The sequence below is a fragment of the Luteimonas sp. GW821-FHT14E02 genome, assembly GCF_058803905.1.
Map to the genome: position 1 here is coordinate 542328 of NZ_JBXAPK010000001.1, position 17191 is coordinate 559518.

Consider the following 17191-nt stretch of genomic DNA (forward strand, 5'->3'; position numbering starts at 1 on the left):
CTGAAGGTCTAATCGAGATTAACGCGCAGCCGTGTCGCTGCGACGTCATCGTCATCCTGCGCTTCCGCACGCCACACGGAGCCGTGGGGATATAGGTGCTCGCGCACTGAGTGCGCATGCATCTCCGCGGAGAAACCTGGCAGCGTCGGTGCGAGGTAGCGCCCATGACGAATGCGCACCGGATCGACGAAGTGCTCGTGCAGATGATCGACGAACTCGATCGCGCGATCCTCCATCGTCCCGGTGATGGCGACGAAATCGGCCATTGCCAGATGCTGCACCAGTTCGCACAGACCCACACCGCCGGCATGCGGGAACACGCGCACGCCGAATTTGGCCGCCAGCAACAGGATTGCCAGATTTTCATTGACGCCGCCCACGCGCGCGGCATCGATCTGAATCAGATCGACCGCCTGCGCCTGCAGCAACTGCTTGAACACCACGCGGTTCTGCGTGTGTTCGCCCGTCGAAACGGGCACCGGCTTAACGCCGTGGCGGATCGTGGCATGTCCGAGCACATCGTCGGGACTGGTCGGTTCCTCCACCCAGGCGATGTCGAACGGCGCCAGTTGGCGAATCCAGTCGATCGCGGGCTGGACATCCCAGCGCTGGTTGGCGTCGACGGCGAGCGCCACGTCCGATCCGATCGCCTCGCGCGCGAGGCGGCAGCGACGTGCATCGTCGGCAACGTTCGCTCCCACCTTCAACTTGATGGTGCGGAATCCATCGGTCACGGCCTGCTTCGCCAGCCGCACCAGCTTCTCGTCGGAATAGCCGAGCCAGCCGGGCGAGGTGGTGTAGGCGGGATAACCTTTTTCCACCAGTTCGGCGATGCGTGCGCTTTTGCCGGGTTCGGCACGATGCAGGATGTCCAGCGCTTCTTCCGGCGTCAGCGCATCGCTGAGATAGCGGAAATCCACCTGCGACACCAATTGCTCAGGACTCATCTCGGCGATGAAGCGCCACAACGGCTTGCCTGCACGCCGGGCCGCCATGTCCCAGGCGGCATTGATCACGCCACCGATCGCCATGTGCATCACGCCCTTTTCCGGGCCGAGCCAGCGCAGTTGCGAATCCTCGGTGAGGCTGCGCGCGAAAGCGCCGAGGTCATCCAGCACTTCGCCGACCTTGCGGCCGACGACCAGGTGCGACAGCGCCGCTATGGCCGCGGTCTGCACGTCGTTGCCGCGGCCGATGGTGAAGACCAGGCCGTAACCGGCGAGTCCGTCACTGGCATCGGTTCGCAGGACGAGATAGGCGGCCGAATAGTCGGGATCCGGATTCATCGCGTCCGAGCCGTCCAGCTGGCGTGATGTCGGAAAGCGCACGTCGTAGGTGTCGAGGGCGGTGATCGTGCTCATGCAATGCTCATGCGGCGAAGGCCTGTCGTCCTGAGGTCGTTTCGTTGCGATCGCGTCGTTCACGAATCGCGCGACGCGCGATGCGCATCGGCGTCGTGCGCGACCACCTGCTGCCGTTGCCGGCCCAGCCCTTCGATTCCAAGTTCAATCACATCGCCGGGCTTGAGATAGGTCGGTGGTTTCAGTCCCAGCCCCACGCCGGGCGGCGTGCCGGTGCTGATCACATCGCCCGGCATCAGCGTCATGTAGCGGCTGATATAGCTGACCAGATGGGCGATGGTGAAAATCATGGTGCGGGTGTTGCCGTTCTGATAGCGATGGCCGTTGACTTCCAGCCACAGCGACAAGGTCTGCGGATCGGGCACCTCATCGCGCGTCACCAGCCACGGACCGATCGGGCCGAAGGTGTCGCAGCTCTTGCCCTTCACCCATTGGCCGCCGTGTTCGAGCTGGAATTCGCGCTCGGACAGATCGTTGACCACCAGATAGCCGGCGACGTGTTCGAGCGCAGCGTCCATCGGCACGTCGCGCGCGACATCGCCGATCACCACGCCCAGCTCGACTTCCCAATCGGTCTTCACCGAGCCGCGCGGAATGACGACGTCGTCGTTCGGGCCGACGATCGCCGAGGTGGCTTTCATGAACAGCACCGGCTGGTCCGGCACGGCCATGCCGGATTCGGCGGCGTGATCGGCGTAGTTCAAACCGACGCAGACGAACTTGCCCACGCGGCCGACCGCGGGGCCGTAACGCACGGCACCTTCGGCCACTGGCAGCGTGGCGGGATCGATTCCGCGCAGCACATCCAGTCCGGCACGGGTGAGATGTTCGCCGGCGATGTCGTCGACGATCGCGCTGAGGTCGCGCACGCGTCCGTCCTGATCCAGCAATCCGGGCTTCTCGCGGCCCGGCGTTCCATAGCGCAGCAGTTTCATCGCGATCCTTTCCGGTGACGCGGTTTCATATCGACCAGCCTCCATCGATGACGTGGGTCTGGCCGGTGGTGAAGGAGGATTCGTCGGAGGCGAGGTAGACCACCAGCGCCGCGATCTCGCGCGGATCCCCCAGGCGCCCCATCGGCTGGCGATCGACGAAACCCTTGCGGACCGCATCCTGATCGCCGCCGAGCGCGGCGATGCGTCCGGCGAGCGAGGGCGTGTCGACGGTGCCGGGGCAGATGGCGTTGCAGCGAATGCCCTTGGCGACGAAATCAGCGGCGATGGATTTGGTCAGACCGATCACGGCGGCCTTGGTGACGCCGTAGACGAAGCGGTTCGGCGCGCCCTTGATGCTGGACGCCACCGAGGACATGTTGATGATGCTGCCGCTGCCGCGTGCCAGCATGCCGGGAAGCACGGCCTTGCACAGGTGGTACATGGCATCGACGTTGATGTTGAAGGAGCGCTTCCACGCCTCTTCGTCGCAATCGAGAATGCTGCCTTGATGCACGTAGCCGGCGCAGTTGAACAGGACATCGAAGCCGGGCTCGTCCGCGATGAGTGCAGTGATCGTGGCCGGATCGGTCACGTTCAAGGTGCGTACTTCGATCGCCAGGTTCTCGGCGGTGTTCTCCGCCGCGAGCGACGCCAGCGCGGCCGCGTCGATGTCGGTCGCCAGCACCTGCGCGCCCTCGCGCGCGCAGGCGAGCGCGCTCTCGCGGCCGATGCCCGCGCCCGCCGCGGTGATCAGGCAGCGCTTTCCACTCAGGCGCGCGCTCATCCTGCGGCCTCCGCATGGTCGGTGCGTGTTTTCATGTCGCATTCCTCATGGAATCCGGAAGAAGGGAATCGGCGTCGAGGCGATAGAAGCGCCGCGCGGTTTGCGAGAACACCGCTTGCTCATGGCCCGGGGCATGACGCGCTACCAATTCCTGAGCAAATGCCAGCCACTCGGCATAGCTGGCGCGTTGAGTCAGCACCGGCCAGTCGCTGCCCCACAGGACGCGTTCGGGTCCGAAGCAGGCGAAGACGTGGGCGACGACAGGCTCCACGGACGAGCGTGGTGCGTTTTCGTCGACCTCGGTCAGCAGGCCCGAAAGTTTGCAGACCAGTTGCGGCTGCTTCGCCAAACGCGTGATCGCATCGGCCCATGCATCGGATCCATGCTGGCCGATCGCGGGCTTGCCGGCGTGGTCGAGCACGGTTCGCAACGCGGGATGCCGCTGTAGACGGAATTCCAGAGCGGGAAGGTGCTCGGGCTTCACCAGCGCGTCGAATGTCAGATCGTGGGCGATCAACGCATCAAATGCCGTGTCCAGTTCGGGGCGCATCAACCAGTGCGTGTCGGCGATGTCCTGCACCATCGGCCGGAAGCCTTTCAGCACACCATTGCCGGCGGCGCGCAGATCGGTGATGCGGGAGGCGACATCGGCCGCCTCGAAATCCGTCCATCCCACCACGCCGGCGATGTGCGGATGCCGGCGCGCCAGATCAAGCAGGAAGCGGGTTTCCGCTTCGGTCGGTGCGGCCTGCACGGCGACGATAGCATCCACACCGGAGGCATCGAGCGTTTCGCGGATGTCGGCCGGAACGAAGTCGCGGTACAAGGCGCCGAGCGCGGGTGTCAGCCAGCCGTAGTCGCCACGCGTGAGTTGCCAGAAATGCAGATGCGCATCGACGATGTTCATGGCGTCGGCGCTTCCGGTTCCAGCAACCCGGCCGTGCGCAGGTCCTGCCACAGCGCCGTGGGAAGCACAGCCCGCATGCGTTGTGCGGCGCTTTGCGATTCCGTGGGGGAGCGCATGCCCGCGACAACAGTCGCCACCGCGGGATGGGCCAGGGGGAATTGCAGCGCGGCCGCGCCGACGTCGACGTCATGTGCTGCGCAGATGGCGTAAATCTGTTGGGCGCGCTGCAGTGTCTGCGCGTCGACCGGCGCGTAGTTGTAAGTGTTGCCGGGCGCGCGGGCATCGCTCATCAATCCCGAGCTGTACGGGCCCGCCACCAGGATCGAGACGCCGCGTCGTTGTGCCTCCTGCAACGCGGCAAGGCCATCGCGCTGTTCCAGCAGGGTGTAGCGTCCCGCGAGCATCACGCAGTCCAGCGGGAACAAGGGCATCAGCTCCAACGCGATGTCCTGCTCGTTGACGCCGATGCCGATCGCGCGGCACACGCCCGACGCCTTCAGCTCGGCCATCGCCGGCAGCGCTTCCTGCAGCGCCTGACGCAGGATTGCTTCGTGACGTTCGCCATGCGTGAGCCGGCCGATGTCGTGCAGCAGCAGGATGTCGATGTAATCCGTTTCGAGACGACGCAGGCTGGATTCGATCGAACGCAGCACGCCGTCGCGGCTGTAGTCGAATTCCGCGCGGCGGCCGTCGACGGCGAAGCCATCGTCTCGTCCCACTGCGGCCGCATCGTCGTGGACGCGGCGGCCGACCTTCGTGGAAATCGTCAACGCATCGCGCGGCAGGCCGTGCAAGCCACGCCCCAGCCGGCTTTCGCTGAGGCCATAGCCGTAGTACGGCGCGGTGTCGAAGTAACGCACGCCGGCGGCATGAGCTTCGCGGATGGCCGACAAGGCCCGGTCCTCGTCCACTGCCTCGTACAGATTGCCGATCGGCGCCGCGCCGAAGCCGAGCGCGGACACCGACGCGGCGGCCACGCCGACGGGTCGCGTCATCTGGATCAGATTCTTCTCAATCTGATCTGTCGTGGGATCGTCCGGCACTCACACTCCTTCACGAATCGCCGTCGCCGGGCGTGAGCATGCGCCGGACGAAGGGCCGACGGCCCCGGTCGACGCGACATGTGCTCGCGGAGGCCCGAGGGTCGACGGCGATGGGGATGCACTCACAAGGCAGCTGGCGAAATTTTATATACGAACGTTATCTCATATATGAATATATGCAAGTTGCGGCGCAGCATCCTGTCCAGGCGCAGGGATGCCCGGCTGGCTCTAAAAATGAATGTATTCAGATAAACGACGAGCAGGCTTCCGCCGACCGGCGTCGGTCCGGGTGTTCGGACTAGGGGGTCAGCGCTCGCTGCCGGAGAAGATCCGGAGCACCGAGTCCAGATGCCGCTGCATGGCCAGACGAGCCGCGATGGGGTCGCGGCGGCGGATGGCGGTGACGATGGCGGCATGCTCGTGCTCGGAGCGATGCGGCATGTCCTCGCTGGAATACAACTCCTGGACCCGCTGGAACATGGCGCCGTACTTGTGCCCCAGCAGATGCCGGATCAGCAGGGCATAGGCGGGATTACCGCTGGCGTCGGCGATGCGGATGTGCAGCAGGCGGTCGCCCGGATGAGTGACCGAGCCGACGCGGTTGTCTTCGATGTTGCGCCGGTAAGCCTCCTCGATGCCGTCGATTTCCGCATCGGTGGCGTTCTCGGCCGCCAGGGCCGCGGTTTCAGGTTCCACCAGCCGCCGGGCCTGCAGCAGGGAGAACGGCGGGATTTCCGCATCCAGATCGGTTTCGATGCCCAGTTCCGGATCCGGCACCCAGGGTTGGCTGCGCATCGCGCGGTCCAGGACCCGGCCGCCGGACTTCTGGCCGGGAACGGCCGCATCGGCGGTCACCGGCGGTTCCGGCCCGATCACCATGACCCCATCCCCGACGCGGACCCGGACCATGCCGATCACTTCCAGGGCGATCAGGGCCTCGCGCAGCGAGGTCCGGCTCACGCCGAATTGCTGCGACAGCTCGCGCTCGGCCGGCAGATAGCTGCCCGGCGGATACTCGCCGCGGTTGATCAGGACCCGCAGCTGATCGGCGATTTGTTGATAAAGACGGCGGTTCTGGATGCTTTGGACGGGCATAGTATGGTAATGGTTGGACCATTGAACCTTTGCCGGGGTTCATGATCGATCCGTCGAAGCATCGCTGGGAACCGCTGCACGACAGCGATTAGACGCTGGCGGACCGGATGCGTCCACCCCTGGCCATTCATTTCATTGTGAATCCAAGAATCCGGAGTGCCCATGAGATTTCTCCCCGGTCTGTTTGCCGTCTGCCTGGTTTCCCTGAACGCGTTGCCGGCATTGGCCGGGGCCAGGGAAGTGCCCGCTCCCCGCCTCCTGCCCGTGCCCGCGCACATGCAGGTGCTGGAGGGACGCTATCGACCGGGCACTTCGGCGCGCGTGGCAATCCAGGCCGCCCCGGCCGACGACACGGATGGCCGCGCTTTGGGCGAACTGGCCATGACGATCCTGCGCGAGGCCTGGGGTGTGCCAGTGGAGTTGCAGCGTGGCGGTGACCACCGGGCGGACCTGACCCTGGCCCTGCAGCCGTCGCCCGGCGCCAATCGTGAGGGCTACCGCCTCACCGTGGACACGGATGGCATCCGGCTGACGTCGGCCACGCCCGCCGGCCTGTTCTATGGCCTGCAGACCTTGCGGCAGCTCGCGCCTCCCAACAGCGCGAAGGCCGGCGTACCCGCGCTCGCGATCGAGGACGCGCCGCGCTTCGGCTATCGCGGCCTGATGCTCGACGTCGGACGGCATCTGTATCCGCTGGATTTCCTCAAGCGCACGCTCGATCTGATGGCGCGCTACAAGTTCAACACCTTCCACTGGCATCTGACCGAGGACCAAGGCTGGCGGCTGGAGATCAAGCGCTATCCCGGGCTCACCGAAGTCGGCGCCTGGCGCGCGCGCACCTCACTCCAGCATCGCGACGGCCCGGACACGTTCGACGAGCGGCGCTACGGCGGCTTCTACACGCAGGCCGAGGCGCGCGAGCTGGTGGCGTATGCCAGGCAACTGCACATCCAGGTGATTCCCGAGATCGAGATGCCGGGCCACACCGTCGCCGCGCTCGCCGCGTATCCGGAACTGGCCTGCACGCCCGGCCCGTTCGAAGTGCGCACCACCTGGGGCGTGGACGACAACGTGCTGTGCCCGAGCGAGGCGACTTTCACCTTCATCGAAAACGTGCTGGACGAGGTGATGGACATCTTCCCCTCGCCTTATCTCCATCTCGGCGGCGACGAAGCGCCGATCGTGCGCTGGCAGCAGAGTCCGCTCGCGCAGGACATCATCCGTCGCGAAAAACTGAAGGATGAGCATGCGCTGCAAGGCTGGTTCATGCGACGCGTGGAGAAGTACCTGCACGAGCACGGTCGCAAGGTGATCGGCTGGGACGAGATCCTCGACGGCAATCCCTTGCCCAGTGCCACCGTGATGTCGTGGCGCGGCATGGATGGCGGCATCGTCGCGGCGCGGCGCGGCCATGACGTGATCATGTCGCCGACTTCCCATGTCTATTTCGATTACTGCCAGTCGCTGTCGAAGGACGAGCCGGTGTGCTCCGGCAATCTGCCGCTGCGGCAGGTCTACGCGTTCGAACCGGTGCCGGACAAGCTGACACCGGCGCAAGCGGCGCACGTGATCGGGGCCCAGGGCAATGTCTGGACCGAACGCATGCGCAGCAGCGAAGCGGTGGAGTACATGCTGTGGCCGCGCGCGCTGGCGTTGAGCGAAGTGCTGTGGTCGCCGCGCGAAGGGCGCGGCTGGGAGGATTTCAATCGTCGTCTGGAACCGCAGCTGCAGCTGTTGGATACGTTGCGCGTGAATTACCGCGTGCCCGATGTGATCGGGCTCGAAGGCGATGCGATTTCGCTGCAGCCACAGGCGACAGTGCGTCTGACCTCGCCGTTGTCCGGCGCGCGCGTGCGCTACAGCCTGGATGGCAGTGCACCGACGAGCGCGTCGCCCGTGTATGACGGGCCGATCGCGCTCACGCTCGAACCAGACGGCACCGAGGTAACGGCGCGGCTGGAATTGCCCGGGGGCCGCCTGGGGCCGATCAGCCGCGCGCGTTACGCGCTTGCGCAGCTCCAGCCGGCATCGCGCACCGATCGCAAAGGGCTGCGGCCGGGACTTGAGCGCGATTACTACGAAGTCGCGGTCACACGTACCGAACAATTGTTGTCGCGAAAACCGCTGCGCAGCGAAACGGTGCGCGAGATCGGTTTGCCGGAGGACGCGCGCGCCGAAACATTTGGTCTGCGCTATCGCGGCTACCTCGCCGTGCCCGGCGAGGGCGTCTATCGGTTCGTGCTCGGTTCCGATGATGGCGCACGGCTGTTGATCGACGACAAGCTGGTGATCGATCGCGATGGGCTGCAATCGCCTGGCGACTCCTACGGCAGCGTCGCGCTGAGTGCCGGGCTGCACGCCTTCGAATTGCGCTACTTCCAGGGCGGTGGTGACAAGCAATTGCAGTTGCTTGTCGAACGAGACGGCGCCAAGGCCGTGCCGGTGCCCAACGACTGGTGGTGGCATTGAACCACTTGTGCTGCGGCGCGCGCATCGGGAATCTGCCGAAGCGGAAGTTGTGGAACCGTCAGATGCAGCACGTCGTCGAGCCGAGCCGCTTTCGCGTCATGGTCGGATCGGGAACGGAAGACATCCGCCAGCAGGGTGAGTTCGAGATCGCCGTGGACTGATCGTTGCGAGAAGCCCCGCTCGCGAGAGCGGGGCCCTCGACATCATTCGATCGCAACTTGCGATGCGGGAACGGCACCCGGCAACTTGATCGCCCACGCATGACCGCCCGCGCTGTGCTTGCGCACGCTCGCGGGCACCTCGACCATGGTGCGATCGCCTTCGCGTCGCCACGCCAGCGCTGTGTCGTCGCCCAGCATGCGCACTTTCGCGCCCGTCGCCGGTGCGGGGCCCGGGATTTCCAGCTTGGCGGGCAGTCGTGATTCCGCTGCCTCAGGCAAATAGATCGCGTACACCGTGCCATCGCGCAGCGCGGTATAGCGGAACCGGCCGGCGACATAAGGCGCGACCGCGCGGCTGGCGTAGATCGCCTCGCCGTTGACGCGCATCCACTGGCCGATCTCCTGCAATCGCTGCACCGCGACCGGCGGCAGTTCGCCGTTGGGGTCCGGCCCGACGTTGAGCAGATAGTTGCCTCCCTTGGCCACCACGTCCACGAGCATCTGCACCACTTTGCGCGCGGGCTTGTAGTTGTCGTTGGGCGTGTATGACCAGGAATCACCCAGGGTCATGCAGGTTTCCCAGGGATAGGGCAGCGGCTTGTCGGGAATCTGCTGTTCGGGTGTGCGGTAGTTTTCGTAAGGACCGCCCACGGCGCGATCGACGACGATCAATCCCGGCTGGTGCGAACGCGCCAGCTTCGCCAATCCCGGCATGTCGATGTCCTGCGACCAGTGCCGTTCGGGAGAGCCATCGTCGTGTTGACGCCGCCGCTCGATGTCGCGCGCCGGATCGTTGGGACGCACCCAGCCGCCGTCGAGCCAGAGGATGTCCAGCGGACCGTAGTCGGTGGCCAGTTCCTCGATCTGCGCATGCGTGAACTTCACGAAGCGCTTCCAGCGTTCCGGATACTTGCTCGGGTCGTAATTGACGTTGCGATCGGGTGTGGCCCATTCCGGCGCCCAGTAGTCGTCGTTGTGCCAGTCCGGCTTGGAGAAGTAGGCGCCGATGCCGAAACCGCGCGCGTGGAAGGCATCGAACACCTGCTTGGTGATGTTCGCGCGCGGATTGGTGTGGAAGGGCACGTTCGGCGCGGTGATGCGGTAATCGCTCTGGCGCGTGTCGAACATGTTGAAGCCGTCGTGGTGCTTGGTGGTGAACACCACGTACTTCGTGCCCGCGGCCTCGGCCACGCGCGCCCACGACTGCGGATCGAACTTCACCGGATTGAACGTTTCCGGCAGTTTTTCGTAGCGCTTGACGTAATCGACGTAGCTCACGCCGGGCGGTCGCTTGCACCAGGGCACGTCCTCCGAGCAGATCGACCAGGATTCGACGATGCCCCACTGGCTATACGGCCCCCAGTGCATCATGAAACCGAACTTCCAGTCCTTCCATTGTTCCAGCTTGCGCAGCACCGCCGGATCGGTTTCGGGGACGTAATCGCCAGGGCTGTCGGCCGAGGCCTGGAAAGCGGAAGCCGCGAGCAGCGCAGCCAGCAATAGTGAACGTGATGGGGTCATTCGTTGCTCTCGATCGGTTTGGACGTCTCGCGGTACAGCGTCACGGGGCGGTCGAGTTCCAGCGCGACCACGGTCATGTCGGAATCGAAGGCCTCCTCCGGAATCGAGAGGTACAGCAGCCCCGGCACCTTGCTCCAGTCGTATTTGCCAAGCACGCGCGTTCGCACGGGCTGTTGGCCGCCGACGACGTAGGCCTTCGTGACCTTCGCATCCAGGCCCTTGACCAGCAGTTCGCCGCTAGGCTTGCCGTCGACGAACAGATACAGCGTTCGGCCATCCTTCGATTGCGTGCTCGGGCCGGCGTAGTGATCCAGCGACGGGCCGGCGACGGTGCCGTAGATCGCCTGCGCATGCTTGCCGGTCCAGCGTCCGAGCCCTTCCAGGATCGCGATCTGGCGCGGATCGATCGTGCCGTCCTCGCGCGGCCCGATGTCCAGCAGCAGATTGCCGCCCATGCCGACGACGCCGGCGAACAGATGGATGATCTGGTTGGTGTTCTTGTATTCCGTATCGCGCGGCTGATAGCCCCACGACATGTTCATCGTCAGGCACAGCTCCCAATACGGCGCCTCCGGTCGCAACACCGGCACGCCCTGCTCGGGCGTGGCGTAGTCGCCGTATTCGTTGAGGCGCGAATTGATGATCGCGTTCGGATTGCGCGCGAGGATCTCGCGCCGCACTTTCGCCGACTGCCAGGCCTTGGCGTCGTGTTCCCAGTCGCCGTCGAACCAATACAGATCGGGCTTGTAGCGCTCGCCGAGGTCGGCGATCTGGCCCTGGTAATAATCCAGGAAGCGTTGCCAGCGCTGCGGCTCCGCGGTGAAGTCGTAACGCTTCTGCTTGCGCGTGAAGCCGTCGTAATCGGAATACGACCAGTCCGGCAGCGAGTAGTACAGGCCGACTTTCAATCCCGCGGCGCGCAAGTCATTGACGAAGGGTGCGATCAGATCGCGCCTGGCTGGCGTGTCCTTGACGACGTTGAGCCCTTGCCGGCTGTCCCAGAGCGCGACGCCGTCATGATGGCGCGCCGTCAGCACCGCGTAGCGCGCGCCGCTGCGCTGGATCAGGTCCACCCACGCGGCGGGATCGTAGCGATTGGCGGTGAAGCCGCGCAGCTGCTTCATGTAATCGGCATGCGACATCTTGCCGTTGAAGAACGCCCACGACTCGTCGACGCCGTCCACGGCGTAGATGCCCCAGTGGATGAAGATGCCGAGCTTGGCGTCGGCGAACCACTGCATCCGGCGTGCCTTGGCTTCGAGGCTTTCGGCGCCAGGAGCCGGGGCCGGCGTGGAAGCCGTCTCGGCGGCAGCGAGATGTCCTGGCAGCAGCAACGCCAGGCCGCCCAACAAAGCGAACAGATGGGTTCTCATACGCCCTCACTGGCCCATTGGTTGGACCAATTTATACCCATGAACGGCCGACGGGGAAGCTGGGATGGCCCGAAGAGGCCCGCCGCGACAGGCTGAAACGCTTCGGTGCTGTCCTTCACATGTCGCGGCTTGGAACCTCAGTCTCAGCGATTAGATCGATGTAAATCGTGATGTAAATCACAATTAAGGCCGAATTTTGCCGTTATGGTCTGTCCGCTGCGGGCCTGGAGGGACTGCGGTTTCGTTTCCATGCCGTGGCGACCCAAGAGATGCGGGGCGTGCATGTGCGAAAAGGTTGGACCATTGGTCCAGCCGATTTCGAGGGGGATCGAGTGATCGCACGCTGTCGACCGCCATGCCATCTTGCCCGGTTCCGCGCGCCGGCTCCGTCCCCCGTGGGGTCTGGCAGCGCTCGGCGAATGGCGACTTCGACAGCCGCGGTGACGGGTTCCCGCCTCGTCCGCATCGCGATCTGCGTTCCGATGCTCGGCTTGCTGAGCACATGGGCCTGCGCGGAGGCGCCGCCCCCCGCCGAACTCAAACCCTACACCGAAACGGTTCCGGGCTCGCAGGTGCGCTTCGACATGGTGCCGATCCCCGCCGGCCGTTTCCGCATGGGCAGTCCGGCATCGGAGAGCGGGCGTGGCGAGGACGAAGGCCCGCAGGCGGAGGTCAGCGTCGGCGCGTTCTGGATCGGCAAGCACGAAGTCACCTGGGACGAGTACGACCAGTTCCGCAAGCAGGCGCCGAAGCTGAGCAAGGGTGCCGACGCGCCCACCGACGCGGTGACCGGACCGACGCCTCCCTACGCGGATGAGTCATGGGGTTTCGGCAAGGGCCGTCAGCCCGCGATCGGCATGACCTGGCATGCGGCGGCCGAATACTGCCGCTGGCTCTCGGCCAAGACCGGTCATCACTATCGCCTGCCCACCGAGGCCGAATGGGAATACGCGGCGCGCGCCGGCACGCAGACGCCGTGGTCGTCCGGCGCGGAGGCGACATCGCTGGCAAACAGCGCGTGGTACGCCGACAACGCCAACAGCGTGCCGCATGCGGTGGGCGGCAAGCAGCCCAATGCCTTCGGCCTCTACGACATGCACGGCAACGTCGCCGAGTGGACGCTGGATCGCTACGACCCCAAGCGCTACTCGGCGCTAAAGGGCAAGGCGGCCAGGAATCCGGTGGCGATGCCGAACGCGGCGCGCTATCCGCACGTGGTGCGCGGCGGTTCCTTCGAGGACGACGCCGAACATCTGCGCAGCGCGGCACGCCGCGCCTCCAAACCAGCCTGGAGCCGGCGCGATCCGCAGGAACCGCAAAGCATCTGGTGGCACACCGATGCGACCTTCGTCGGCTTCCGCATCGTGCGCGTCGACGATGACGCGCCGGCGCTCAAGACGTTCAAGTCGAAGGTGATGCGCGCCAGCCCGAATGAATGACACGCGCGGTGAGTACGTCGTCCTCGATCACATATTCCCGATCACGCACTGCATCGACAGATCCCAACGATTTCTTATGGAGGAAGCCAGACATGACTGATGAATTCCGCCGCGCCGCAACGTCCCCCTTCGATCCGCTGCGCCGCGAATTCCTCAAGCGCGGTGCCGGCACGGCCGCGGCGATCGGCCTGGCTTCCTCCACCTTCGGCGCGGCCTACGCGCGCGGCAGCGACGAGATCCGCGTCGGCCTGATCGGCGCCGGTGATCGCGGCACCGGCGCGTTGCGCAACATCCTGCACGCGGCGGCGCCGGGCGTGCGCGTGGTCGCCATCGGCGATGCGTTCGAGGAGCGCATCGACAAGAGCATCGCGCTGGTCGAGTCGAAGATCGGCAAGTCGCTCGGCGTACCGAAGAAGCGGCGCTTCGTCGGGCTCGATGCCTACCAGCACGTGCTGGCCGAGGACATCAACTACGTGATCCTGGCCAGCCCGCCCGCGTTTCGTCCCGAGCATCTGCGTGCCGCCGTCGAGGCGGGCAAGCACATCTTCACCGAGAAGCCCATCGCCGTCGATTCGCCCGGCGTGCGCCAGGTGCTGGCGCTGCACGACATCGCCGATCAAAAGGGCCTGAAGATCGCCGCCGGCACGCAACGCCGGCACCAGGCCGGCTATCTCGACACCATCAAGCGCATCCACGACGGCGCCATCGGTGAAATCGTCGCCGCGCGCGCCTATTGGAACCAGGGCAGCCTGTGGCACATCGACCGGCAGCCGGCGTGGAGCGATGGCGAATGGATGTTGCGCAACTGGCCGTATTTCAACTGGCTCTCCGGCGATATCATCGTTGAACAGCACATCCACAACATCGACGTGATCAACTGGGCAATGAACGCGCATCCGGCCAGCGCGGTGAGCCTGGCCGGACGGCAGGTTCGCACCGACACGGTGTATGGCAACGTGTACGACCATTTCGCCACCGACTACGAATACGCGAACGGCGCGCACATGATCAGCATGTGCCGGCAGATCGACGGTTGCGCCAACAACATCTCCGAAGCCCTGGTCGGCACGCGCGGCAACTCGCAGGTCGACCAGCACATCATCACCGGCGCCAACGCCTGGAAGCGTGATCCGCGCGTGACCGAGAACGACACCAGTCCGTATTATCAGGAGCACATCGATCTGGTCCAGGCGATCCGCGGCGGCAAGCCGCTCAACGAACTCAGGCAGGTGGCGGAAGCCACGCTGTCGGCGATCATGGGACGCATGGCCGGCTACAGTGGCGGCCGCGTGACCTGGGAGGAGGCATTGAATTCGCAGGAATCGCTCGCACCCGGCCCGTTTGCCTTGAGCGGCGCGATCGCCGTGCCGGCTGTCGCTATGCCGGGCAGAACCGAGCCGAAGCCGGCGTGAGGGCGCCAATGGTCGATCGCGCATCCGCACCGAAGAGGAGATCGCACGGGCGAGGTTCAATGCTGTGGTTTTGCGCGCTGCTGTTGTTCGCCCTCTGTGTGCTTCCGGTCGATGCGACGCAACGCGACCGCAAGGGCAAGGCCGTGCCGTCGGTGCTGTATTTCACCTATTCGGCCGGCTACAAGCACGAAGTGGTGCCGGAGTCCGAGCAGATCCTGGTCAAGCTCGGCGAGGAGTCCGGACGTTTCCGCGTCATCGTCAGTCACGATCCGGCCGTGCTTGATGCCGCGCACCTGGCAGGTTTCGATGCGGTCGTGTTCTACACCACCGGCGAGCTGCCGATCGACGAACGCCAGAAGCGCGACCTGATGGCGTTCGTCGAGAGCGGCAAGGGATTCGTCGGCATCCACAGCGCCAGTGATACGTTCTATCAGTGGCCCGAATACGGCCGCATGCTCGGCGGCTACTTCGACGAGCATCCCTGGAACCAGGAAGTGACGGTGAAGGTGGAGGATCGCGCGAATCCGGCCACGCGCCATCTTGGCAAGCGTTTCGTGATCGCCGACGAGATCTACCAGTTCAAGGACTGGTCGCGCGCCGATGTGCATGTGCTGCTCAGCATCGATACGCGCTCGGTGGACCTCGCCAATCCCAACGTCCACCGCAAGGATGGCGATTTCGCCGTGGCCTGGACTCGCACGCAGGGCAAGGGGCGTGTGTTCTATTCCGCGCTCGGCCATCGCCCCGAGGTCTGGCGCGATCCGCGCTTCCAGCGCTTCCTGATCGGCGGGTTGCAGTGGGTGATGGGCGAGTGAGGCGCGGGCTGGCCGTGCTGGCGGTCTTCGGCGCACTCGCGTCGATACTCCCGGCAGCGTTCGCCGGCCCATTGCTGACACGTTACGAGCGGCGTGAAGCCCACATGGGCACCCGTGTGCTGATCGTGGTGTATGCCGCCGATGACGCGTCCGCCGAGCGCGCCATGCGGGCGGGTTTCGACCGCATCGCCACGCTCGATCGCGAACTGAGCGACTATCGTGACGACAGCGAACTGATGCGCCTCGCCGCGCGCGCCGGTCAAGGCGACGTGGCGATCGGCGAGGACCTGTTCCGCGTGCTGCAGGCATCACAAACCGTGGCCGAGCGCTCGGAGGGTGCTTTCGATGTCACGCAAGGCGCGCTCACCCGCCTGTGGCGCAGCGCGCGCAAGCTCAGCGAACTGCCGCGCAGCGAACGCGTCGAACAGGCGCGCGCGAACGGTGGGTATCGCTTCCTGCATCTGGATGCGCACACGCGCACGGCCCGCCTCGATCGCCCCGGCATTGGCCTCGACGTCGGCGGCGTCGCCAAGGGTTATGCCGCCGACGAAGCGTTATCGGCGATCGCGGCGCAAGGCGTGACGCGAGCGCTGGTCGGCCTCGGTGGAGACATCGCGGTCTCCGACGCGCCGCCGGGCGAGTCCGGATGGCGCGTGGGCATCGCACCGCTGCTGCCCACGCGCGAAGCGCATGAGCAGACGTTGATGTTGCGCCATGCCGCGATCTCCACCGCCGGCGATGCCGAGCAATGGTTCGAGGTCGATGGGCGGCGCTACTCGCATCTGATCGATCCGCGCAGTGGCTGGCCGATGCAGGGACGCAGCGCCACCACCGTGATCGCGCGCCGCGGCATCGACGCCGATGGTCTGGATACGGCAGCCGCGCTGCTCGGGCCGGAAGCGGGTACGCGTCTGGTCGAATCCGTATCGGGCGCTGCCATGCGCATGGAGCGGCAACAGCCGGATGGCGCCGCGACGGACGTGCGCACGTCAAGCAATTGGCCGCAGCGCGCACCGCTGGTGTACGACGGCGAGCGGCAGGCGCGCTCGCATGTGACCACTGTCGCGGATGACTGGTCCGTTTCGAGCCGATACGCTTCATGCAGGTCCGCTTCAAGCAGGACCGCTCCGATAAGATCATCGAGGATGCCATGATCCGTTTTCCTTTCTTCCCTCTTTCCTCACGCATCGTTCTGGGCGCCTTGTTGTCTTTCGCGGCTTCCGCGAGCGCGGCTCCGCCCACATCGAAGGATGGCTTGAGCCGCGCCGAACGTCGCGAGGGTTTCGTTTCGCTGTTCGACGGCCGCACGCTGCACGGCTGGCATGGCTATCGCAAACCAGGACAGCCGATCCAGGGATGGCAGGTCATCGACGGCGCGATCGTGCGCACCGGTGCCGGTGGCGATCTGGTCAGTGATCGCAGCTACGGCGATTTCGAATTGCGCATCGACTGGAAGATCACGCCAGGCGGCAACAGCGGCATCTTCTATCGCGGCGACGAATCCGAACCGGAGATCTACCGCACCGCGATCGAATACCAGGTGCTCGATAACGATCGCCATCCCGACGGCAAGAACGGCCGCGACCGCTGGGCCTCGGCCCTCTACGGCCTGTACGCCCCTGACAAGATCGCAACACGCCCGGTCGGAGAATGGAACCAGACCCGGATCGTCGTGCGTGGCCAGCACATCGAACACTGGCTCAACGGCGAAAAGGTGGTCGATTGCGAGCTAGGATCGCCGGACTGGAAGGCGCGCGTGGCGGCAAGCAAGTTCAAGGACTGGCCGTCCTTCGCCACATTGCGCAGCGGTGTGATCGGCCTGCAAGATCACGGGGATGAGGTGCGCTACCGCAATATCCGCATCCGCGCGCTGTAA

At 65.4% G+C, this 17191-nt stretch carries 14 protein-coding genes; 6 read left to right on the forward strand and 8 right to left on the reverse strand.

The genetic code is table 11. The features are described 5' to 3' along the window. Positions 1 to 8 precede the first annotated feature (8 nt). The 6 genes from AC1RNP_RS02305 to AC1RNP_RS02330 form a co-directional block, all read right to left on the reverse strand. Positions 9 to 1361 (reverse strand): L-fuconate dehydratase, encoded by a 1353-nt coding sequence (locus AC1RNP_RS02305; protein ID WP_493049606.1) that lies wholly within the window; start codon positions 1359 to 1361, stop codon positions 9 to 11. A gap of 59 nt (positions 1362 to 1420) precedes the next feature. Continuing rightward, positions 1421 to 2296 (reverse strand): fumarylacetoacetate hydrolase family protein, encoded by an 876-nt coding sequence (locus tag AC1RNP_RS02310; protein WP_493049607.1) that lies wholly within the window; start codon positions 2294 to 2296, stop codon positions 1421 to 1423. A 25-nt stretch (positions 2297 to 2321) separates the two neighbouring features. Further along, positions 2322 to 3080 carry an SDR family oxidoreductase gene (locus AC1RNP_RS02315; protein WP_493049608.1) on the reverse strand — a complete coding sequence of 253 codons (759 nt, stop codon included), beginning with the start codon at positions 3078 to 3080 and terminating at the stop codon, positions 2322 to 2324. Positions 3081 to 3111: 31 nt separating this feature from the next. Then, positions 3112 to 3987 carry an amidohydrolase family protein gene (locus tag AC1RNP_RS02320; RefSeq protein ID WP_493049609.1) on the reverse strand — a complete coding sequence of 292 codons (876 nt, stop codon included), beginning with the start codon at positions 3985 to 3987 and terminating at the stop codon, positions 3112 to 3114. Beyond that, positions 3984 to 4982, reverse strand: coding sequence for an aldo/keto reductase (locus AC1RNP_RS02325; protein ID WP_493049610.1), 999 nt, complete (start codon positions 4980 to 4982; stop codon positions 3984 to 3986). The genes AC1RNP_RS02320 and AC1RNP_RS02325 overlap by 4 nt, the downstream gene beginning before the upstream one ends. A gap of 354 nt (positions 4983 to 5336) precedes the next feature. Next, on the reverse strand, positions 5337 to 6125 hold the full coding sequence (locus tag AC1RNP_RS02330) for a FadR/GntR family transcriptional regulator (RefSeq protein ID WP_493049611.1): 789 nt from the start codon (positions 6123 to 6125) through the stop codon (positions 5337 to 5339). Positions 6126 to 6287: 162 nt separating this feature from the next. On the opposite strand from AC1RNP_RS02330, the gene AC1RNP_RS02335 reads away from it, so the two are divergent. Further along, positions 6288 to 8594 carry a family 20 glycosylhydrolase gene (locus tag AC1RNP_RS02335; protein WP_493049613.1) on the forward strand — a complete coding sequence of 769 codons (2307 nt, stop codon included), beginning with the start codon at positions 6288 to 6290 and terminating at the stop codon, positions 8592 to 8594. 203 nt (positions 8595 to 8797) lie between these two features. Here AC1RNP_RS02335 and AC1RNP_RS02340 read toward each other — a convergent pair whose 3' ends face one another. Both AC1RNP_RS02340 and AC1RNP_RS02345 read right to left on the reverse strand, forming a co-directional pair. After that, positions 8798 to 10276, reverse strand: a complete 1479-nt coding sequence (locus AC1RNP_RS02340) for an alpha-L-fucosidase (protein WP_493049614.1) — start codon at positions 10274 to 10276, stop codon at positions 8798 to 8800. Then, entirely contained in the window at positions 10273 to 11649 is a 1377-nt protein-coding gene (locus AC1RNP_RS02345) for an alpha-L-fucosidase (protein ID WP_493049615.1), read from the reverse strand. The genes AC1RNP_RS02340 and AC1RNP_RS02345 overlap by 4 nt, the downstream gene beginning before the upstream one ends. Before the next feature lie 419 nt (positions 11650 to 12068). Here AC1RNP_RS02345 and AC1RNP_RS02350 point away from each other — a divergent pair, with 419 nt between their 5' ends. The 5 genes from AC1RNP_RS02350 (at position 12069) to AC1RNP_RS02370 (ending at position 17191) form a co-directional block, all read left to right on the forward strand. Then, complete coding sequence (locus AC1RNP_RS02350) at positions 12069 to 13088, forward strand: formylglycine-generating enzyme family protein (protein WP_493049616.1); 1020 nt, start codon at positions 12069 to 12071, stop codon at positions 13086 to 13088. A gap of 92 nt (positions 13089 to 13180) precedes the next feature. Beyond that, the gene (locus AC1RNP_RS02355) at positions 13181 to 14500 is read left to right on the forward strand and encodes a Gfo/Idh/MocA family protein (protein ID WP_493049617.1); all 1320 of its coding nucleotides are present in this window, start codon (positions 13181 to 13183) and stop codon (positions 14498 to 14500) included. A 59-nt stretch (positions 14501 to 14559) separates the two neighbouring features. Beyond that, a complete protein-coding gene (locus AC1RNP_RS02360; protein WP_493049618.1) occupies positions 14560 to 15315 on the forward strand; it encodes a ThuA domain-containing protein in 756 nt (251 codons plus the stop codon). Further along, a complete protein-coding gene (locus AC1RNP_RS02365) occupies positions 15312 to 16469 on the forward strand; it encodes an FAD:protein FMN transferase (RefSeq protein WP_493049619.1) in 1158 nt (385 codons plus the stop codon). Before AC1RNP_RS02360 ends, AC1RNP_RS02365 begins: the two co-directional genes overlap by 4 nt. Next, the gene (locus AC1RNP_RS02370) at positions 16466 to 17191 is read left to right on the forward strand and encodes a 3-keto-disaccharide hydrolase (protein WP_493049620.1); all 726 of its coding nucleotides are present in this window, start codon (positions 16466 to 16468) and stop codon (positions 17189 to 17191) included. The genes AC1RNP_RS02365 and AC1RNP_RS02370 overlap by 4 nt, the downstream gene beginning before the upstream one ends.

Bases quoted from the DNA above. Each gene is read 5' to 3' on its own strand.
- AC1RNP_RS02305 (WP_493049606.1), bottom strand. From the start codon at position 1,361: ATGAGCACGATCACCGCCCTCGACACCTACGACGTGCGCTTTCCGACA.
- AC1RNP_RS02310 (WP_493049607.1), bottom strand. From the start codon at position 2,296: ATGAAACTGCTGCGCTATGGAACGCCGGGCCGCGAGAAGCCCGGATTG.
- AC1RNP_RS02315 (WP_493049608.1), bottom strand. From the start codon at position 3,080: ATGAGCGCGCGCCTGAGTGGAAAGCGCTGCCTGATCACCGCGGCGGGC.
- AC1RNP_RS02320 (WP_493049609.1), bottom strand. From the start codon at position 3,987: ATGAACATCGTCGATGCGCATCTGCATTTCTGGCAACTCACGCGTGGC.
- AC1RNP_RS02325 (WP_493049610.1), bottom strand. From the start codon at position 4,982: ATGACGCGACCCGTCGGCGTGGCCGCCGCGTCGGTGTCCGCGCTCGGC.
- AC1RNP_RS02330 (WP_493049611.1), bottom strand. From the start codon at position 6,125: ATGCCCGTCCAAAGCATCCAGAACCGCCGTCTTTATCAACAAATCGCC.
- AC1RNP_RS02335 (WP_493049613.1), top strand. From the start codon at position 6,288: ATGAGATTTCTCCCCGGTCTGTTTGCCGTCTGCCTGGTTTCCCTGAAC.
- AC1RNP_RS02340 (WP_493049614.1), bottom strand. From the start codon at position 10,276: ATGACCCCATCACGTTCACTATTGCTGGCTGCGCTGCTCGCGGCTTCC.
- AC1RNP_RS02345 (WP_493049615.1), bottom strand. From the start codon at position 11,649: ATGAGAACCCATCTGTTCGCTTTGTTGGGCGGCCTGGCGTTGCTGCTG.
- AC1RNP_RS02350 (WP_493049616.1), top strand. From the start codon at position 12,069: ATGGCGACTTCGACAGCCGCGGTGACGGGTTCCCGCCTCGTCCGCATC.
- AC1RNP_RS02355 (WP_493049617.1), top strand. From the start codon at position 13,181: ATGACTGATGAATTCCGCCGCGCCGCAACGTCCCCCTTCGATCCGCTG.
- AC1RNP_RS02360 (WP_493049618.1), top strand. From the start codon at position 14,560: ATGCTGTGGTTTTGCGCGCTGCTGTTGTTCGCCCTCTGTGTGCTTCCG.
- AC1RNP_RS02370 (WP_493049620.1), top strand. From the start codon at position 16,466: ATGATCCGTTTTCCTTTCTTCCCTCTTTCCTCACGCATCGTTCTGGGC.